General features: G+C 59.6%; 13 protein-coding genes. 2 read left to right on the plus strand and 11 right to left on the minus strand.

The window, feature by feature from the left end; genetic code table 11:
- Positions 1 to 48 precede the first annotated feature (48 nt).
- From WAW39_RS00225 to WAW39_RS00250, 6 genes are all read right to left on the minus strand, one after another.
- Positions 49 to 1,056, minus strand: coding sequence for an alpha/beta hydrolase fold domain-containing protein (locus WAW39_RS00225; protein ID WP_422314550.1), 1,008 nt, complete (start codon positions 1,054 to 1,056; stop codon positions 49 to 51).
- 64 nt (positions 1,057 to 1,120) lie between these two features.
- The gene (locus WAW39_RS00230; RefSeq protein WP_422314552.1) at positions 1,121 to 2,293 is read right to left on the minus strand and encodes a sialidase family protein; all 1,173 of its coding nucleotides are present in this window, start codon (positions 2,291 to 2,293) and stop codon (positions 1,121 to 1,123) included.
- Between the two features lie 37 nt (positions 2,294 to 2,330).
- A complete protein-coding gene (locus tag WAW39_RS00235) occupies positions 2,331 to 3,503 on the minus strand; it encodes a sialidase family protein (protein ID WP_422314554.1) in 1,173 nt (390 codons plus the stop codon).
- Positions 3,504 to 3,519: 16 nt separating this feature from the next.
- Positions 3,520 to 4,647: a hypothetical protein gene (locus WAW39_RS00240; protein ID WP_422314694.1), complete on the minus strand. Its 1,128-nt coding sequence runs from the start codon at positions 4,645 to 4,647 to the stop codon at positions 3,520 to 3,522.
- Between the two features lie 168 nt (positions 4,648 to 4,815).
- On the minus strand, positions 4,816 to 6,144 hold the full coding sequence (locus tag WAW39_RS00245; RefSeq protein WP_422314556.1) for a sialidase family protein: 1,329 nt from the start codon (positions 6,142 to 6,144) through the stop codon (positions 4,816 to 4,818).
- 12 nt (positions 6,145 to 6,156) lie between these two features.
- Positions 6,157 to 7,065: a dihydrodipicolinate synthase family protein gene (locus WAW39_RS00250; RefSeq protein WP_422314558.1), complete on the minus strand. Its 909-nt coding sequence runs from the start codon at positions 7,063 to 7,065 to the stop codon at positions 6,157 to 6,159.
- Between the two features lie 130 nt (positions 7,066 to 7,195).
- Here WAW39_RS00250 and WAW39_RS00255 point away from each other — a divergent pair, with 130 nt between their 5' ends.
- Together WAW39_RS00255 and recN are read left to right on the plus strand one after the other, a co-directional pair.
- Positions 7,196 to 8,056 carry an AraC family transcriptional regulator gene (locus WAW39_RS00255; RefSeq protein WP_422314560.1) on the plus strand — a complete coding sequence of 287 codons (861 nt, stop codon included), beginning with the start codon at positions 7,196 to 7,198 and terminating at the stop codon, positions 8,054 to 8,056.
- A gap of 50 nt (positions 8,057 to 8,106) precedes the next feature.
- Positions 8,107 to 9,768: a DNA repair protein RecN gene (gene recN, locus WAW39_RS00260; RefSeq protein WP_422314562.1), complete on the plus strand. Its 1,662-nt coding sequence runs from the start codon at positions 8,107 to 8,109 to the stop codon at positions 9,766 to 9,768.
- A 2-nt stretch (positions 9,769 to 9,770) separates the two neighbouring features.
- On the opposite strand, the gene WAW39_RS00265 is transcribed toward recN, so the two are convergent.
- The 5 genes from WAW39_RS00265 to WAW39_RS00285 all read right to left on the minus strand — a co-directional run bounded on the left by WAW39_RS00265 (position 9,771) and on the right by WAW39_RS00285 (position 15,231).
- Positions 9,771 to 10,088 carry a hypothetical protein gene (locus tag WAW39_RS00265; protein ID WP_422314564.1) on the minus strand — a complete coding sequence of 106 codons (318 nt, stop codon included), beginning with the start codon at positions 10,086 to 10,088 and terminating at the stop codon, positions 9,771 to 9,773.
- A gap of 26 nt (positions 10,089 to 10,114) precedes the next feature.
- Positions 10,115 to 10,861, minus strand: a complete 747-nt coding sequence (locus WAW39_RS00270; RefSeq protein ID WP_422314566.1) for a fibronectin type III domain-containing protein — start codon at positions 10,859 to 10,861, stop codon at positions 10,115 to 10,117.
- Between the two features lie 243 nt (positions 10,862 to 11,104).
- Positions 11,105 to 12,109 (minus strand): UDP-glucose 4-epimerase GalE, encoded by a 1,005-nt coding sequence (galE, locus tag WAW39_RS00275; RefSeq protein WP_422314568.1) that lies wholly within the window; start codon positions 12,107 to 12,109, stop codon positions 11,105 to 11,107.
- A gap of 75 nt (positions 12,110 to 12,184) precedes the next feature.
- Positions 12,185 to 12,394, minus strand: coding sequence for a hypothetical protein (locus tag WAW39_RS00280; RefSeq protein WP_422314570.1), 210 nt, complete (start codon positions 12,392 to 12,394; stop codon positions 12,185 to 12,187).
- A complete protein-coding gene (locus WAW39_RS00285; RefSeq protein WP_422314572.1) occupies positions 12,391 to 15,231 on the minus strand; it encodes a PVC-type heme-binding CxxCH protein in 2,841 nt (946 codons plus the stop codon). The genes WAW39_RS00280 and WAW39_RS00285 overlap by 4 nt, the downstream gene beginning before the upstream one ends.
- Positions 15,232 to 15,623: the final 392 nt, after the last annotated feature.

The following is a 15,623-nucleotide window of genomic DNA, read 5'->3' on the forward strand; positions in this document are numbered from 1 at the left end:
TCAATCTTCAGTGGCTTCAGCTTTTTCGGCGGCCTTGCTTTTGCCCGCTTATTTCACCACAGGCTTCGTCGGCTCCACCGTCACGTCCGCCTCCGGCACCAGCGCGATCTGCACCTCAGAACCCTTCAGAAACTTGTCGAAAAAATTCTGCATGAGCTGCACCACAGCCGACTTGCCAAATCCCGGTCCGCCATGCCCGGCTCCCGGCAGTTTTTGCAGCCACACGGTCACGCCCTTCTCCTTCAGCGCCGCAGCCAGTTCCTCGCTCTGGGCATAGGGCACCAGCGTGTCATGCGTTCCATGCAGGATCACAAACGGCGGATTGTCCTTGCTCACATAATGCACCGGGCTCACCGCCTCCGCCTTCGGCTTGTCGTCCAGCTTCGTGCCGATCAGTTGCGAATACGGATCCTTCGGCGTGTTAAACTCAAAGATGTTCTTCACGTTCTTGTCGTCCGCCGCCTGCTGCACCACCGTGCTGAAATCAGATGGGCCAAAGATGTCGCACACCGCCTGCACGCGGTCAGACTGCTCCTCATTCCCACCGATCTTTGGGAAGGCGTTCTTCCCGCCCGCCGTGCCCACCAGTGCGGACAAATGCCCGCCCGCAGATCCCCCCACCACACCGACATGTTCGGTGTCTAGGTTGTACTCCTTCGCATGCGCCCGCAGCCAGCGGATCGCCGCCTGGCAGTCCTGGATCTGCGCTGGAAATTTGGCCTTCTGGCTGAATCGATACTCCACGCTCGCCACCGCATAGCCCCGCAGCACCATGGGAGCCACCGCGCACGGATACTTGCTCCCTCCGATCCAGCCCCCGCCATGAATGTGCACCACGAGCGGCAGCGGTTTGTCCGCCGCCTTCTCAGGAAGATAAAGATCCAGCTTCTGCGCCTCGTCCCCATCCGGCACATAGGCGATGTCCTTCTCCATCTTGATGCCTGCCGGCAGTTGTGGAGACTTGGCCTGTCCAAACGCAGGGTCACAGGCAAGCAAAGCCGCGCATGCCGCGAAAACGATTCGGAACGAAAGATAGGAAAAAAGGCAGGATTTCATGTGCTTTGGTCAACGCTCCCGGCCTGACTTCCTAACGAAATGATTCGGATATTGCAGGTGGCGCTCAGAGCTGCGGCGCCGTCCAAAACGTCCCCTCAATCGCCCGGTCATCTTCCTTGGGCCCGTTGAAATAATACACCGTCAGCACCCGGCCATCCGGTCGCACCACGCTGCGGGGATAACCCAGATCGCCATCATACCCATCCTCACGCAGCACGATCTGCGGCCCCCATGTCACACCGCCATCCGCGCTGATGCTCGCCCGCATCCCTGAAGGCTTGTGCCGAAAGCCATACGTCACCGCCACGCGCCCATCCTGCAGCTGCACCAGCGCCGGCGGATTTCCCCCGATGCCCGTCGCCGCCTTGCCAGTGAAAGTCCACGTCTTGCCCAGATCACTGCTGCGCCACGCTTCGATGAAGCCTGACACCTTCGGATCAGAACGACGGATCGTCGTCAAAAGTGTCCCATCCTTCAGCCTTAACGACGAAGGCATGATCGCATACCCGCCCTCCATCGGCTCCGGGCCGATGAGCGACACTAGCTTCCAGCTCACTCCACCATCCGTGGTGCGCGCACAGAAGACACGCCCCTCCTTCCCATCGTTCTGTTTCGCACAACTCCCAAACATCAGGCAGTCCTGCTTGCCCAAAAAAATCAGATCCGTTCGCGTGCAGATGCGTTCCACACCCTCCACCGCAAACGCGTACGGCCCCTGCCACGTTTTGCAGCGGTCCAGGCTCGTGTAAAACCACGAAGGCCCCGCATGCAGTCCCCCAAAGCGAAACATCAGCGCAAAGTCCGGCGCGGTGAAATCCAGCGGCACCGTCAGCGGCGCAGGTTTCGCTTCATTCTTCGGATCTTTGAAGGGCACATCCTCCTCCGTCTTCCACGTCTTCCCACCATCCATGCTGCGCGCCTGGATTTCATAGCTCGGCTTCGTGCGGTCGATGCGGTGATCCGTCGTCGTCTGTTTGTACCAAGTCGAAGTAAAACCCGCCACCAGCTCATCCCCCCACTGCCACAGCCCATGATTCGCCGGCCAGCCGCCGTAACGTCCAGGCTCCTTGTAGATGATGACATTCTGCTTTTGATCCGCAGGCAGGGGGATGGTGGCAGAGGCCTTTTTCTTCGCGGCGTCGGTGATCTCCAGCTTGGCATCATCGGCTGCAAAGATGTTCAGAGTGAGAAGAGGTGCCACAAACAGGGCACGGATGAGGGAACGAGTTTTGATCATAGGGGTAAAAGATGAAACTCAATGCAGTGCCGCAGCGTCACGGCGCTGCAGCTTTCAAAGCAGGCAGGCCCAGCTTGCCAAAGCGGATGGCACGTCGGTGACGCTTCTCATCGCCGCTGTCCCACACCGCGCGGAATTCACCCGCTGCCACCTGGATGAGTGTCGGGTAGGAGTTGTGCACGCCTGCATCAAAGAAAGTCTGCTCTGGTCCCCACTGACCGGCTTCGCTGCATACCTTGTATCGCAGCGCCATGCGGCCAAAGGCGGGCCCGTCATTGTAAACATACAGCAGCCGTCCGTCATCGCTGCGGCCAAACCAGGCCTCCGAAACCGAGTTCCATAGCTCCGGCTCTTCCTGCGCCACGCTCCACGTCTCGCCGCCATCTTCACTGCTGCTGGACCACGCCCGTGGCGGATTCAGCGCTCCACCGTCCATCAGCTTCCCTTCCGGTGTTCCCGTGGAGGTTCGCATCACCATCTTCAGCGTGCCTTTCCTCGCATCGCTCACCACGATTTGCCCCTCATGCAGGAACGTGCTGTTTCCCGGAGGCAGCGGCACATAGCCTCCCAGACGCCAGTCCAGCAGGCTGGTGCTGCGCAGCACAAAATGCTCGCGGCTGCCATGCGGATCCGCCCGCCGCGTGTTGCGGTGCGCAGGCATCACATACACCGCATGACCGTTTTCCTCGATGCGCTGGATCTCGCCCAGAATGACCAGCGGCCCGGTGTAGTGCATGGCTAGCTCCACAGGATTCCATGAGCGGCCCCCATCACCACTGTAAGCTGCTGCTAGGTGGGAGTCCTCGCTGTCGGCGTAGTTCAGCGGGCAGCGCATGGCAAAGCACCACAGCACATCCTGCCCCGGCGGCTTGTACAGCACCGCGTTGCAGTAGCCAAACTGCATGGCACCATGTCGCTCCGTGCTGTCAAAAATCGTGCTTGGGATGCTCCAGTTCTGACCGTCATCGGTGGAGACCACGGCATCAATGCTGCCCATGTCCATCTTTCCTGGGATGCCCAGCTGGTAGGCCGCCACGAGGTGCTTCTCTTTCCACAGTGCCAGGCTCGGCTGCCCCAGCAGGGCAGCCCGGGGTTCTTGTTCGGCGGTGCGGATCACGTGCACGTCACGCGCATCACCGCTGTCCGCCATGCAAACACACGGCAGCAAGGCTGATAACGACAGGCTGGTGGCAAAAAGGCAGGCTTTCATGCGGAGCGGAGTCATCTCAAGGAACCAGCAGATGATTGCGGCGCGCCTTCCAGTAGGCCGCCAGATGGTAGATGATGCCGCAGCTGGAATTATGCTCGTAGTCAAAGCCCCGGATCAGTCCTGCCAAGGAAGACTGTTGTGCCGCAGAAACTGAAGCCGGATCGACCATCAACAAAACCAACGCCGACTCGCCGGCCTCTCGCGTGATGTGCCAGACATCTCGATACGGACCCCACTGCGGATTGGGATAGCCCTTCTGATTCTTCCACACAGAGACATGCCGCCAGTCAGGCCCCAGCATCTTCATCTCTTCAGGACTCTTTTTGGCAATCTGCGAGAGCACGCTGGTGAAGCGCTTCGCCGCCAGATCACGCACATGAGTCATTCGCTCATGGATCGTCGCCTTCAGCTCAGCATCCGGCTCCAGCTCATGCAGCACCTCCAGCGAGCACTGCATCTGCAGCAGTGCATAGGCCGGCTTGTTCTCTCCAGGGTTTGCCGATTGCGCGATGGCATCCGCCGCATACCGCCGCCATTCTTTGCGGTACCGCTCGTCACGCGTCACATCCCATGCCGCCGCATAGATCATCGGCAGCCGCGCCGCCTCATGCGCCTGCACATTCCACATCCGGCAGATGCCCAGCGGGCAGCGCTCACCATCGGCACGGCAAAAATCAAAGTCGTTCTTCGGCGTGACGAACTGGATCATGCGCTCCGCCACATCCGCGAGAACGGCGCGGATCTGCTGCTTCGTATCTTCATCCGGCAGAGGACTGTGGTAATACTGCCACAGTCCATGCACAAAGTGGGTCACCTGATCGCGCGAGGAGTTGATGTAAACACTCTTGCCATCTTCCGGGCACACATTGCGTGCCACAAAACCGCGCACGCCATGCACCGTGGCGCAGCGCTTCAGCCCGGCGAAAACACTGGCCGCCTTCTCGCGCAGCGTTTCATCGTGAGTCACCGCAAAACGATCACACAGCACACTCAGCATGGCGCCTCCGAGAATCGCGCCGTCCTCCATGCCTGTGCTATAACCACAGGGATTGGGATACTGGCGTTTGACCTCTTCCGCAGTCGGCAGATGCGCCTGCTCTTTGCCTGGATCGTAGCTGCTCAAGTAATCTCCAAAGGTCTGCACCTTGGAGAGATAAAACCGGCTCCAGGCCACATCCCAGGCCTGACCAATCTGGCTGGCCACTTTCATATCAGCCGATGACGCCAGTTCCTGTGCGGGTGCGTGGATCGCGACGACCGCCGCAAGGATGAAGAACAAAAACGGACGCTGTTGCATGTCGTCAGAGGCGAATCATTTCGGCCACTGGCCGTTGACGATGGGTTTCAGCACAAGCTTGGCGGGATCAATCACCACGTGCTTCGCCTTCTGGCGCTTCCACGTGTAGGTGATGTGCACGAGTCCATCGCTCGTCTGAATGATCGCCGGATAGCTGAATTCTTTCTTCGGCTCGTCCTCCAGCACCAGCGCCGCCTTCCACACCTTGCCATCCTTGCTGACCGCGAGGTTCAGCGGGCTGCGCCCCTTGGCCGTATGATTGTAGATCAGCAGATGGCGCCCGTCCTTCAGCGTGACCGCATCCGTGCCGGAGTTAGGATTCGGCAGTTCCGTCAGCGAAATCTCACCCCACGTGCGCCCTGCATCCTCAGAGGAAATTTGAAACACCTTGCCCTGCCGCGTGCGGCCCACCGCCTGGAGCTTGTCGCCACCCAGATCAAGGATGCTCGGCTGAATCGCGCTCACCACCAGGCCATCGTGCAGCAGCTTCGTGCGCTCCCAGGTTTTGCCCAGATCCGAAGTGCGCTCAAAGTAGATGGCCCACGCGCTCGGCTTCTTGTCCGTTTCATTGCTCGTTGGGCAGAGAATGTCCCCGTTCGGCAGTTGCACCGGCTTGTTTTTGATCGGCCCATAGATGCCCTCGGGCAGTTTCTGCGCAGCCGACCACGTCTTGCCGCCATCGCTGGAAGTTTTGAGTTCCCCCCACCACGTGCTGGGAGATGGACCCACCTTGTAAAACAGCATCAGCGGCGCATTGCGTGGCTGAAACAGCACCGGATTCCATGTCGGGTGGCGCTTCCCATCAGCCTGCACCCCGTTCGCCGTCTCCACGCTCTCCGTCCACTTGCCATCAACCAGCCGCGAAACCCAGATGCACACATCCGGATTCTTCTCCGCCGTGCCCCCAAACCACGCCGATACCAGCCCCGTCGGCGTTTCGACAATGGTCGTGGCGTGGACCGAGGGATAAGGCCCGGTATCATAGATGAATTCGGATTTCATAACACCAGGCTGCGCCTCCTTGGCCTTCAGCCACTCCCATGAAGTCAGCTCACGGCTCTTATCAAGCTTATGCCACACCACCACAGCCGCCTGCCGTGCGGCGTCTGCATCCGCCACATTGAGCACCAGCTTGTAGTTCATCCCCGCCACCACCTGCCTCTCCCCGCTCTCAATGCCCTGCAGCTTGAGCTTCGGATCATGAGCTTTCACCGCAAACTCCGCCGCTGCCACCGCCTCCTTGTCCGTGGGCGAAACAGCACTGAATCCTCCGGCAATTTGGGCGCGGAGATGGCAGGTCAGCAACAGGGTGAAGGCAAAGCAAAGCAGCGAAAAAGATTTCATGGTTGGGAAGGGTTAAGCAATCAGGCCAAGGTTGACGAGTCTTTCACGAATGATCGCACGTTCCGGGTCACGGAAACGGTGAAACGGCTCCGCCATGTGATCTTCGCAGATGCCCAGCAGCGAGAGCCCGCACTTGATGCCCTTGATGATCGCCGACTTGTGCCGCCCCACCGTATAAATGCTTCCCGCCAGCTGCATCACCTTCGCATGCAGCTCCCGCGTGAGCTTCAAATCCTGCGCCGCTGCGGCCCGATACATCTCCACATAAAGCTTCGGATGCAGATTTGCCCCGCCATTGATGCCCCCATGCCCTCCCAGCAGCACGGCTTCTGCCGTCAGCTCTTCCGGCCCCACCAGCATACTCCAGTCAGCACGCTGCTTCGCCACTTCGAGCAGGCGATGAAAGTAGATCATGTCGCATGAGCTGTCCTTGACCCCGCAGATGCCCGGCATGTCCAGCGCGCGGCGCACCAGGTCGATCTCAAAGCTCACCTTCGTCAGCCCGGGCATGTTGTACAGAAACATCGGCAGGGGCATCTCTGCCACGAGGTCCTGAATGTATTCCTGCAGTTCCGGCGGCGCCGCAGGGAAGTAATACGGCGGCGCCGTGACCACATGCGTGGCTCCCACCTCGGCACTATGCCTCGCCAGGTTCACGCTCTCAGTGAACGAAGTGTCCGTGATCCCCACCAGCACCGGCACGCGCCCCGCTGTTTGCTTACAGGTGCGCTCAATCAGTTCCCGTCGCAGGCGATAGCTCAGGCTGGGCCCTTCACCCGTGGTGCCGAGAATGAACAATCCGGACACTCCACCACCGATCAGATGCTCGATCAGTCGCTCCAAACCCTCACAGTCGAGCAGGTCGCGATCACGCAAAGGTGTGACGAGGGGCGGGATGATGCCGGAAAGAGGTTGGGACATATCCAACAAGTGACTTCCGAGGCCGCCAAATAGCAACCCGCCAGTGCGTCGAATGTTTGCCGGTGAAATGACGATTCTTGACCCTTTGTCGCAAGATTCTCACGGCTGGAAACTTTCATCCTGTCCCACCATGCCAGCCACCGACCAGGCCGACTACTTTTCCAAGCAAGTCGTACGCACCCGCCGCTTCTTCCTCCCGGAATGGGAGGATCGGCAGAGCGATGCGTCGACGCTATGCCTTGTAGGCGGTGGCTGCGAATGGTGTGCCCCGGATTTCGTCATGGACCGGCAGAAATTCCCGTTTCTCGCCTTCGAGTTCGTGTCGAAGGGCCATGGCAGCGTCACGCTGGCGGATCAGACGCATGAAATAGAAGCCGGACACGCCTTTGTATTCGATTCCACCACCCCGCAGGTCATCCGCAGCTCGGCGGAGGAGCCGATGGTGAAGTACTTCTTCAATTTCACCGGCGCACGAGCGGCTAAGCTGATGAGCGATCTTGATCTCTCTCCCGGCAGTGTCCTCCGCGTCACGGACGTCTCACGCGTTGACTCACTGTTCGAGGAAGTGATCGATCACGCTCTGCGCGGCGGCCGCTTTGGCCTGCGCGCAGCCTGTGCCACGCTCGAGCACGCCTTGGTGCTCTGCGCGGACTCCCGCCAGCCCGCCACCGCCAAAATGGACCCCGCGTACGCCACCTACCTGCGCTGCCGCGGTCATCTCCTTCGCAATTATCCCGTGCTCAGCAGCATCGAGCAGGCTGCCAAAGCCTGCTTCGTCTCCGCCGCCTACTTCACCCGCCTCTTCCAGCGCTACGACACCGAGACCCCGCTTGCCTGCCTCACCCGCCTCAAGCTCTCTCAGGCCGCCATCAAACTCCGCCAGCCTGATGCCTTGGTGAAAGGCGTCGCCGCCGAGCTTGGTTACAAATCCGCTGCACATTTTTCACGTGCTTTTAAAGCATGGAGTGGAAGATCGCCTCGCGGTGGTTGAAATGAGAAAAGAACAATGCATGTTCATTTGTCCACCATTTCATTCAACCCATGCTTTCCTTCCTCAAAATCCGCAATCTGGCCCTCGTTGAAGACGTGACTTGGGAGCTGGCCGCTGGTCTCATCGGCGTGACGGGGGAGACGGGCGCTGGCAAATCCATCATCGTCGGTGCCTTGAAGCTGATCCTTGGAGAAAGAGCTGACCGCAGCCTGATTCGCAATGGCCAGGACGCCTGCACCGTGGAGGCCGGTTTCCACCTCAAAGACACCCGCGCCATCGATGCTGTGCTGGAAGAAGCCGGCTTGGAGCCCTGCCAGGACGGCGAACTCCTCATCAAACGCGCCATCAGCACCAGCGGAGCCAACAAACAGTTCGTCAACTGCTCCCCGGTCACCATCCAGGTGCTCAAGAGCCTCGGCGAATTCCTCGTCGATCTCCACGGCCCCCACGATCATCAGTCCCTCAACTCCAAGGACCGCCAGCTCGAGATGCTCGACAAGTATGCCAGCGTTGAGGAATTGCTGGGCAAATACCAGGACACCTGGAAGCTCTGGCGCGCCGCCGTGACAGAACTCGATGAACTCGAAAACTCCGAGCGCGCCAGCAGCCAGCAGATCGACATGCTCAAGTTCCAGGCAAACGAAATCGCTTCCGCAAACTTGAAGCCGGGCGAGGAGGAAGAAATCGAATCCCGTCACCGCATTGCCGCCAACGGCGCACGCCTCGCCGAACTCTGCGGCAGCATCACCGGCCGCCTCAGCGAAGGCGAAGGCAGCGTGATCGATGGCCTGCGCGAGATCAGCCGCAGCATCCACGAACTCGAAAAGATCGATCCCGCCACCGCCACGATGTTCGAAGGCTTCAAGTCCGCCCAAATCGAACTCACCGAACTCGAAAGCAGCGTGCAGGACTACGCAGACGATCTGGAGATCGACGCCGCCGAACTCGACAAGCTCGAAAGCCGCATTCACACCATCCAGACCCTCAAGCGCAAGTACGGTCGCACCATCGCCGAGATCCTGGAGTTCCTCGCCGAAACCGAGCGCAAACTCGCCAGGATGGAAAACCGCGGCGAAGAAATCGCCAAGCTCCAAAAACTCGTCAAAGAGCGCGAGGCGGACGTCCTGAAACTCGGCAAACAAATCTCCAAGAGGCGCAGCGATGCCGCCCCAAAGCTCGCCAAAGAAGTCGCCTCACACCTCACCGATCTCGGCTTCAAACGCAGCGTGTTCGAGGCCCAGCTTGCCGTCCTCCCATCACCCGAACGCAACGGCCTCGAAGAAGTCGATTTCCACTTCGCGCCCAATCCCGGCGAGCCCTCCAAACCTCTCCGCCTCACCGCCTCCAGCGGCGAAATGTCCCGCGTCCTGCTCGCCGTGAAAAGCGCCCTTGCAAAGCAGGACGCCGTCCCCCTCCTCGTCTTTGATGAAATCGATGCCAACGTCGGCGGCAACATCGCAGAGGCCGTCGGCCGCAAAATGGCCGCCCTGGGCACCACTCATCAGGTCATCGCCATCACCCACTTCCCACAGGTGGCCTCCCTGGCGAAGAGCCACTTCGTGGTTACAAAGGAGATCACCGGCAACACCACGCGCTCACAGATTCAGGCTGTGAGCGATGAACAACGCGTCGATGAACTCGCACGCATGCTCGGCGGCAGCGCCGACAGCGCGCGCGTTCATGCGCTCAGTTTGCTCAAAGGCGCGGCGTGAGCTCACGCAAAGATGACTGCCATCCGCGGCGGGCGGCCCTTCACCCGGCTCAGCGTGGCGCGTAGCGCCAGTGAGCCAAGCTGCGTCTGCGGGTTCCACCCTTTGGGGGCCTTTTTCCCCGTGCTGGTCCACGGCATTCCGTCCGTGATCCATTGCTGGCGAAAATCATCGTAGCTCACACCTTTGTCATCGTCAGTCACGCCAAACTGGAATCCGCAGCAGGCGCAGATTTCCATCGATGCGCCTCCGGTTCGGTTTCTCGGCGGCTCAGCGAGCTTGTCATAGCCACATACGGGGCAGAAATTGAGGTTGTTTTTCATGGTTGGTTTTTTGGAAGGGGGCGTTCTCAGCGCCGATAAAAGCGGAGGTCAGCCGCTTTCACGTTTCTCCCGGGCTGGCGCTGCCAGTAGCTGGGGTTGTCCGGCTTGAAGAAGGTCTTGGTCTTGCCAGCGCCGTTGTACGCACCAAATACGCGCGTGGTGGGATCAAAGACGCGAAGCGTTCTGTCCGTGTCGTCCAGCTTCATCGGCAGGTTTTCAGCGCGGGCGCGCTGCAGGAAGGCCCAGGCCTTTGCCGCGTAGTCATCCGGCGACTTGCTGGAGAAGTCGCCGCCATGTCGCTCAAAATGATCCTGCAGTGAATCAAGGTGCCCCCAGGTCTGTCGAGTCGGCGGGGCTTGCTGGGGAACCGCAGCAGGAGCCTCCTTCTTCTCCGGAGTGATGACATTCAGCACCCGCCGGATCAGCGAGGGCTGCGGTGCCGCCGCAGGCGCTCCCCCGGCCGTGGTGAAGCTCCCTGTGGCAAGCTTGGCTCGCGCGCTGCCCACACTGAAATAATACGTCGTGGCCGGTGTCAGCGATTCCAGTTGCAGGGTGTGATCACGCGTCACCGAACCTTCGGCTTTGCGGTCCAGCGCTGCGGGATTCAGGCCAAACTGCAGCCGCGTGCCGCATTCCACATCCGTGCGCCATTGAATCGTGGCGGTGTTGGCCGTGGTTCTTGCCTGCGGTCCCCCGATCAATTCCACAGCATGAAGCAGCGTGCCGCTAAGGCACGCGATGATGGCGACCAACCCATTAACAACTGCTCTCATTTAAAGTGTGAAACCAAGTGAATCTATAGTGCGACAGTCTTAAGTGAAGACCGTTCACACTACATATCGCATGTGACATTCTTCATGCGCTCATCTAATTGATGAGTCAATACACTCCCTCAGATCTATTAGATCCGCTCTAGTTAAAGGGTTTATTTAGGCGCGGTAGGCGCAACGCCCATTTTTGTCGGCAGTCAGAATAGTTCATCAACCACGATGGCTGAAATCTTTAATCCTTGAAAATCAAGCCGAATACCGCCCCTTCCGCTCGCCACTCATCCATCTCCAGGCAGACTCAATATGCTCCCGCGGGTCTTTGTGAGCAGCCTCCCACTGAAGAATCTCTTTAGCCATTTTAGGCTCGGCGATGAGCTCTGAGGGGTCACCCGCGCGGCGCGGGCCATAAGTGACCGGAATTTTTTTCCCCGTCACCGCTTCCGCCGTGGAGATGATTTCTTTGACGCTGAACCCACGGCCTGTGCCAAGATTCACCGCGACGGTGTCACCACCCTTGCGCAGATAATTCAGTGCCAGCGCATGCGCTGAAGCCAGATCACAAACATGGATGTAATCGCGGATGCACGTGCCATCCGGCGTGGCGTAGTCCGTGCCAAACACGGTGATGTTCTCGATCTCCCCCGTGGCAGCCATCAGGATGCGCGGGATCAGGTGGGTCTCCGGATTGTGGTCTTCACCGATTTCACCGCTCGGATGGCAGCCGCTCGCATTGAAGTAGCGCAGAAACACAGACTTCAGCCCCCAGGCATGGCCGCAGTCATGCAGCACACGCTCCAGCATCCATTTGCTTGCACCGTAGGGATTCACCGGCGCCTGCGGATGGGATTCATCGATGGGGATGCGCACCGGGTCGCCATAGGTCGCGCAGGTGGAGGAAAAAATGAAGCGCTTACAGCCATGGCGCTGCATCGTTTCCAGCAGCGTCAGCGGCGCGGCGAGATTGTTCCGGTAATACTTGAGCGGATCCGTCACCGACTCCCCCACATACGCAAAAGCCGCGAAATGCAGCACCGCTTCCGGCTTGTGTTCGGTGAAAAGCTTCTCCATCAGCGCCGCGTCGGACATGTCGCCTTCCACAAAGTCCACCCTGTCCATCGGCAGCGCCTCACGATGCCCGAAGACAAGGTTGTCCAGCACCACCACACGCTCGTTTTGTTCAAGCAAATGACGAACGGTGTGCGAGCCGATGTATCCTGCGCCGCCGGTGATGAGTAGGGTTCCTTGTGACATTCGGGAAATACAGCAGCCGTAGAGCCCGCTGCCAAACAAAGATTGTCTTAAAATAGCCTGAGCCAATGGCCGGGTCTACTTTTCCTCCTGCCGCTTCTGTTCCATGGCCGCCTTCAAGCCGTCCATTTCCGTGCGCATCCGCTGCGTTTGCCCATTCACACGCTCCTTCAGCGTCTTCAAAACGTCCCGGCTGTTCTTGTTGAATAGCAGAAGCGCAATCATGCCCAGAAACAGCAGCCAACCAGGGCCAAATTGGAATTTGCGACTGGAAGTTGGCGTGCTCATGGCGCTTTAGGCAGTGGAACCTGCACCGGATGCATCAAATACGCAATCAGATCACGCACCTGTTCCGGCTGGAAGGCCAGCAGCAATCCCTCAGGCATCATGGAGAGTGGCGAGGTCTCCTGTTTCACGATGTCCGCACGGTCCAGGGTCAAAGTCTCAGTCATCGTGCGCAGCGTCAGCGTGCGTGCGTTCGATTCCGTCACCACACCGCTCAGCACCCGGCCATCCTTGTGCGTCAGCAGGCTCATGCGGAAGTCCGCACTCACCACCCCGCTCGGATCCGCGATGTTTTCCAGCAGGTAGTCCAAGTTCGCACGGCCTGAGCCCGTCAGATCCGGCCCGATCTTCCCGCCCTGCCCGTACATGGCGTGGCAGGCGCCGCAGATAGCGGTGAAAAGCATGCGCCCCTGGCTGAGATTCGCCTTCGCCAGCGTTGCCGGCGTGAGCTGCTTCTTCACCTTTTCGATCAGCTCCTTCTTATCAGCCGCAGACTCACGCAGCTCGCCCCACACCTCCACCAGTTGCTTGGACAGCGCTTCATCTTTGAAGGCGTTGATCTGGCGGGCATGGAAGGCCGTCAAATCAGCGCGGGGGATCTTCCCCACCGCCATGTCTTTCAGCAGAGCCTTGGCAAAGCTCGGCCGTGACACCAGCGTATCAATCACCGTCGGACGTTCGGCCGGTCCAAATTTGCGATAGCTCCCCGCCAGCTTCTGCCCGATCTCAGGATCATCAAACAGCGCCAGCCCGCGCACCGCAGTGATATTCAGGCCGCGCACCTCCAGCAGTTGCGTGCAGATCGCCCGCAGATCATCCGGCTTGTTTTCAATCAGCGTCTTCAGCGCCGACTCACGCGCCGAAAGATCAGCCTTCTCATCCAGCGCCATCTTCTTCACATCATCCAGCGCCCGCCCATCACCAAACAGAATGCTCAATTCCTGGATGTACGTAGTTCGGGCTTTAGCCCGTTCCGGATCAGCTGTGTGTATTGTAGTCCCGGCTTTAGCCGGTTCTGGTGCGCCTGCCGCCAGCTTTACAAACCCATCCCACGCCTCCGGCTTCGCCGCCTTCCGAATCCCCTTAAAGGCATCCGCCATTCCACCCAAAATATCTTCCACCTGCCCGGCCTTCGCCTGCGCCAGCAGCGCATTCAGCGCCCCCGGCTGTGTGGCCAGACTCCGTGCCATCCAGCGCAGCGTCTTCGGCCACGTACAATCTTTCGCCAGAGCCACGAGTGCCTGCGGATCTTGCGCCGCCAGCGGGCTGATGCCATACCACACCAGATAAGGCAGAAACGGATCATTCGCGTCCTCCGCATGCGCCAGCAGCGCCGCACCCAGTTCCTCACGCTTGGCCACCGGCATCCGCTGCAGCGTCGAGGCCAGCGTCAGGCGCACAAAAGAAGACGTGTCCTCCTTCGCGAGTTTCACCGCATCAAATCCCAGCTCCGGATAAACCGCATGCGGCATCGGGCCGCTGATCGCATCGATCGGCGAGAACTGCGTCAGCTCACGGATCGCCAAAGCACGCGCGTGCTCGTCAGCCGAATTCAGGTCCGCTTTCGGCCACGCCTTGCGCCACGCAAACGGCACCTCCGGCTTCTTCGCCTCCCCATAGCTCACCCGAAAAATCCTCCCGCTCGTCCGATGCACCCCGGTGGAGTCATGGCATTCGCCAGTATCGCTCCAGTCCAGAATAAACCCGCTCCCATCCGGCCCCGTGCTGATCTCGATGCCACGAAACCACGGATCATCGCTCAGAAAAACATCCGGCTCATGCTTGCCCACATAGCCGCTGCCGTTGCGCTCCAGCCTTTCCACATTGGCACGGCGCCCATGCATGTTCAGCGTGAAAAGCTTGTTGCGATATTCCTTTGGCCACTGCTCCGCCTGATAAATCATCATCCCGATGTGCGCATGTCCGCCACCCAGGCTGTTCGCCTTGCCATCACGGGACGCCGTCCAGCTGCCGCTCCGGTCGTAGTGATAGTGATCCGCGATGGTATCCAGCTTCTCATACACAAAGGGATTCTCCTTGCTGGAGTCCACGAGATGCGCGCCATGCATCAGATGCCACAGATGGCCCGTGACCGTGTTGATGAAGAACATCTCCCCGTTCGCATCCCAGTCATGCCCCCACGGATTCGTCGTGCCATGCGTCAGCACTTCCACAATCTTCTTCTCAGGATGGTAGCGCCAGATCCCGCCCTTCATCGGCACCCGCTGATCATCCGGCGTGCCGGGAATGCCCAGCCTGCCGGGGCACGAGTGCCCGCAGCGGCCATAGAGCCAGCCATCAGGACCAAAGCGTAGTCCATTGGCAAAATTGTGGTAGTTGTCCTTCGCCACGGTGAAGCCATCGATCACCACCTCCGGCTCACCATCCGGGATGTCATCATGGTTGCGGTCAGGAATAAAAAGCACCTGCGGCGGGCACATCAGCCACACCCCATCACGGCCCACCTCCACGCTTGTCAGCATCTGCACATCCTCGGTGAAGACCTTGCGCGTTTCAGCCACTCCATCCCAGTCCTTGTCCTCGAGAATGATCACCCGGTCCTTCAGCCCCAGATCAAATCGCTTCGCCCGCTCCGCATACGTGTAGTTCTCCGCCACCCACATCCGCCCGCGTGCATCCCACGACAAGCCGATCGGATTCTGCACATCCGGCTCCGCCGCAAACAGCGTCGCCTTAAATCCCTTCGGCAGCTTCAGCATCTTCAATGCCCCCTTCGCCGGCGTCGGCTGCGGATTCCCCGGATCACTGTTGTACAGCTCAGGAAACTCCGCAGCAGCGGCAAACGACGAAAAGACAAGGGCAAGCAGTACGGGCTTCATGGGAGCCGAAGCGTATTGCGGACTGATAATCTGACAACATACTCCAATAATAAAATAAGGGCGTGAAGGGCCGCTCGGTTAAGAACGGTTATCGCGGAATTGACCGCCGCAGGCCAAAGGGTTCCGGAGCGCGGACTTCCAGTCCGTCTCTGGCCTCCCGAATAACTTCCGCTGTGACCCTCCCTTCCACCATCAAGCCGACTTGAGTTCAGGTGCTCTGCGAAAATTGCCTTCTTCTTCGAACCACGACATCGCAAACCCAGCTTAAGTTTTGTAGTTCCGCCTTCAGGCGGTTCTGGACGAACGGCCACAGCGTCACGCCTCCCGAATAACCTCTATTGTTACCCACCTTTCCACATTCTAGCCGCCTTGAGTTCAGGCGCTTCGTAGCC

This window comes from Prosthecobacter sp. (genome assembly GCF_049294395.1).
Lineage (GTDB): Bacteria > Verrucomicrobiota > Verrucomicrobiia > Verrucomicrobiales > Verrucomicrobiaceae > Prosthecobacter.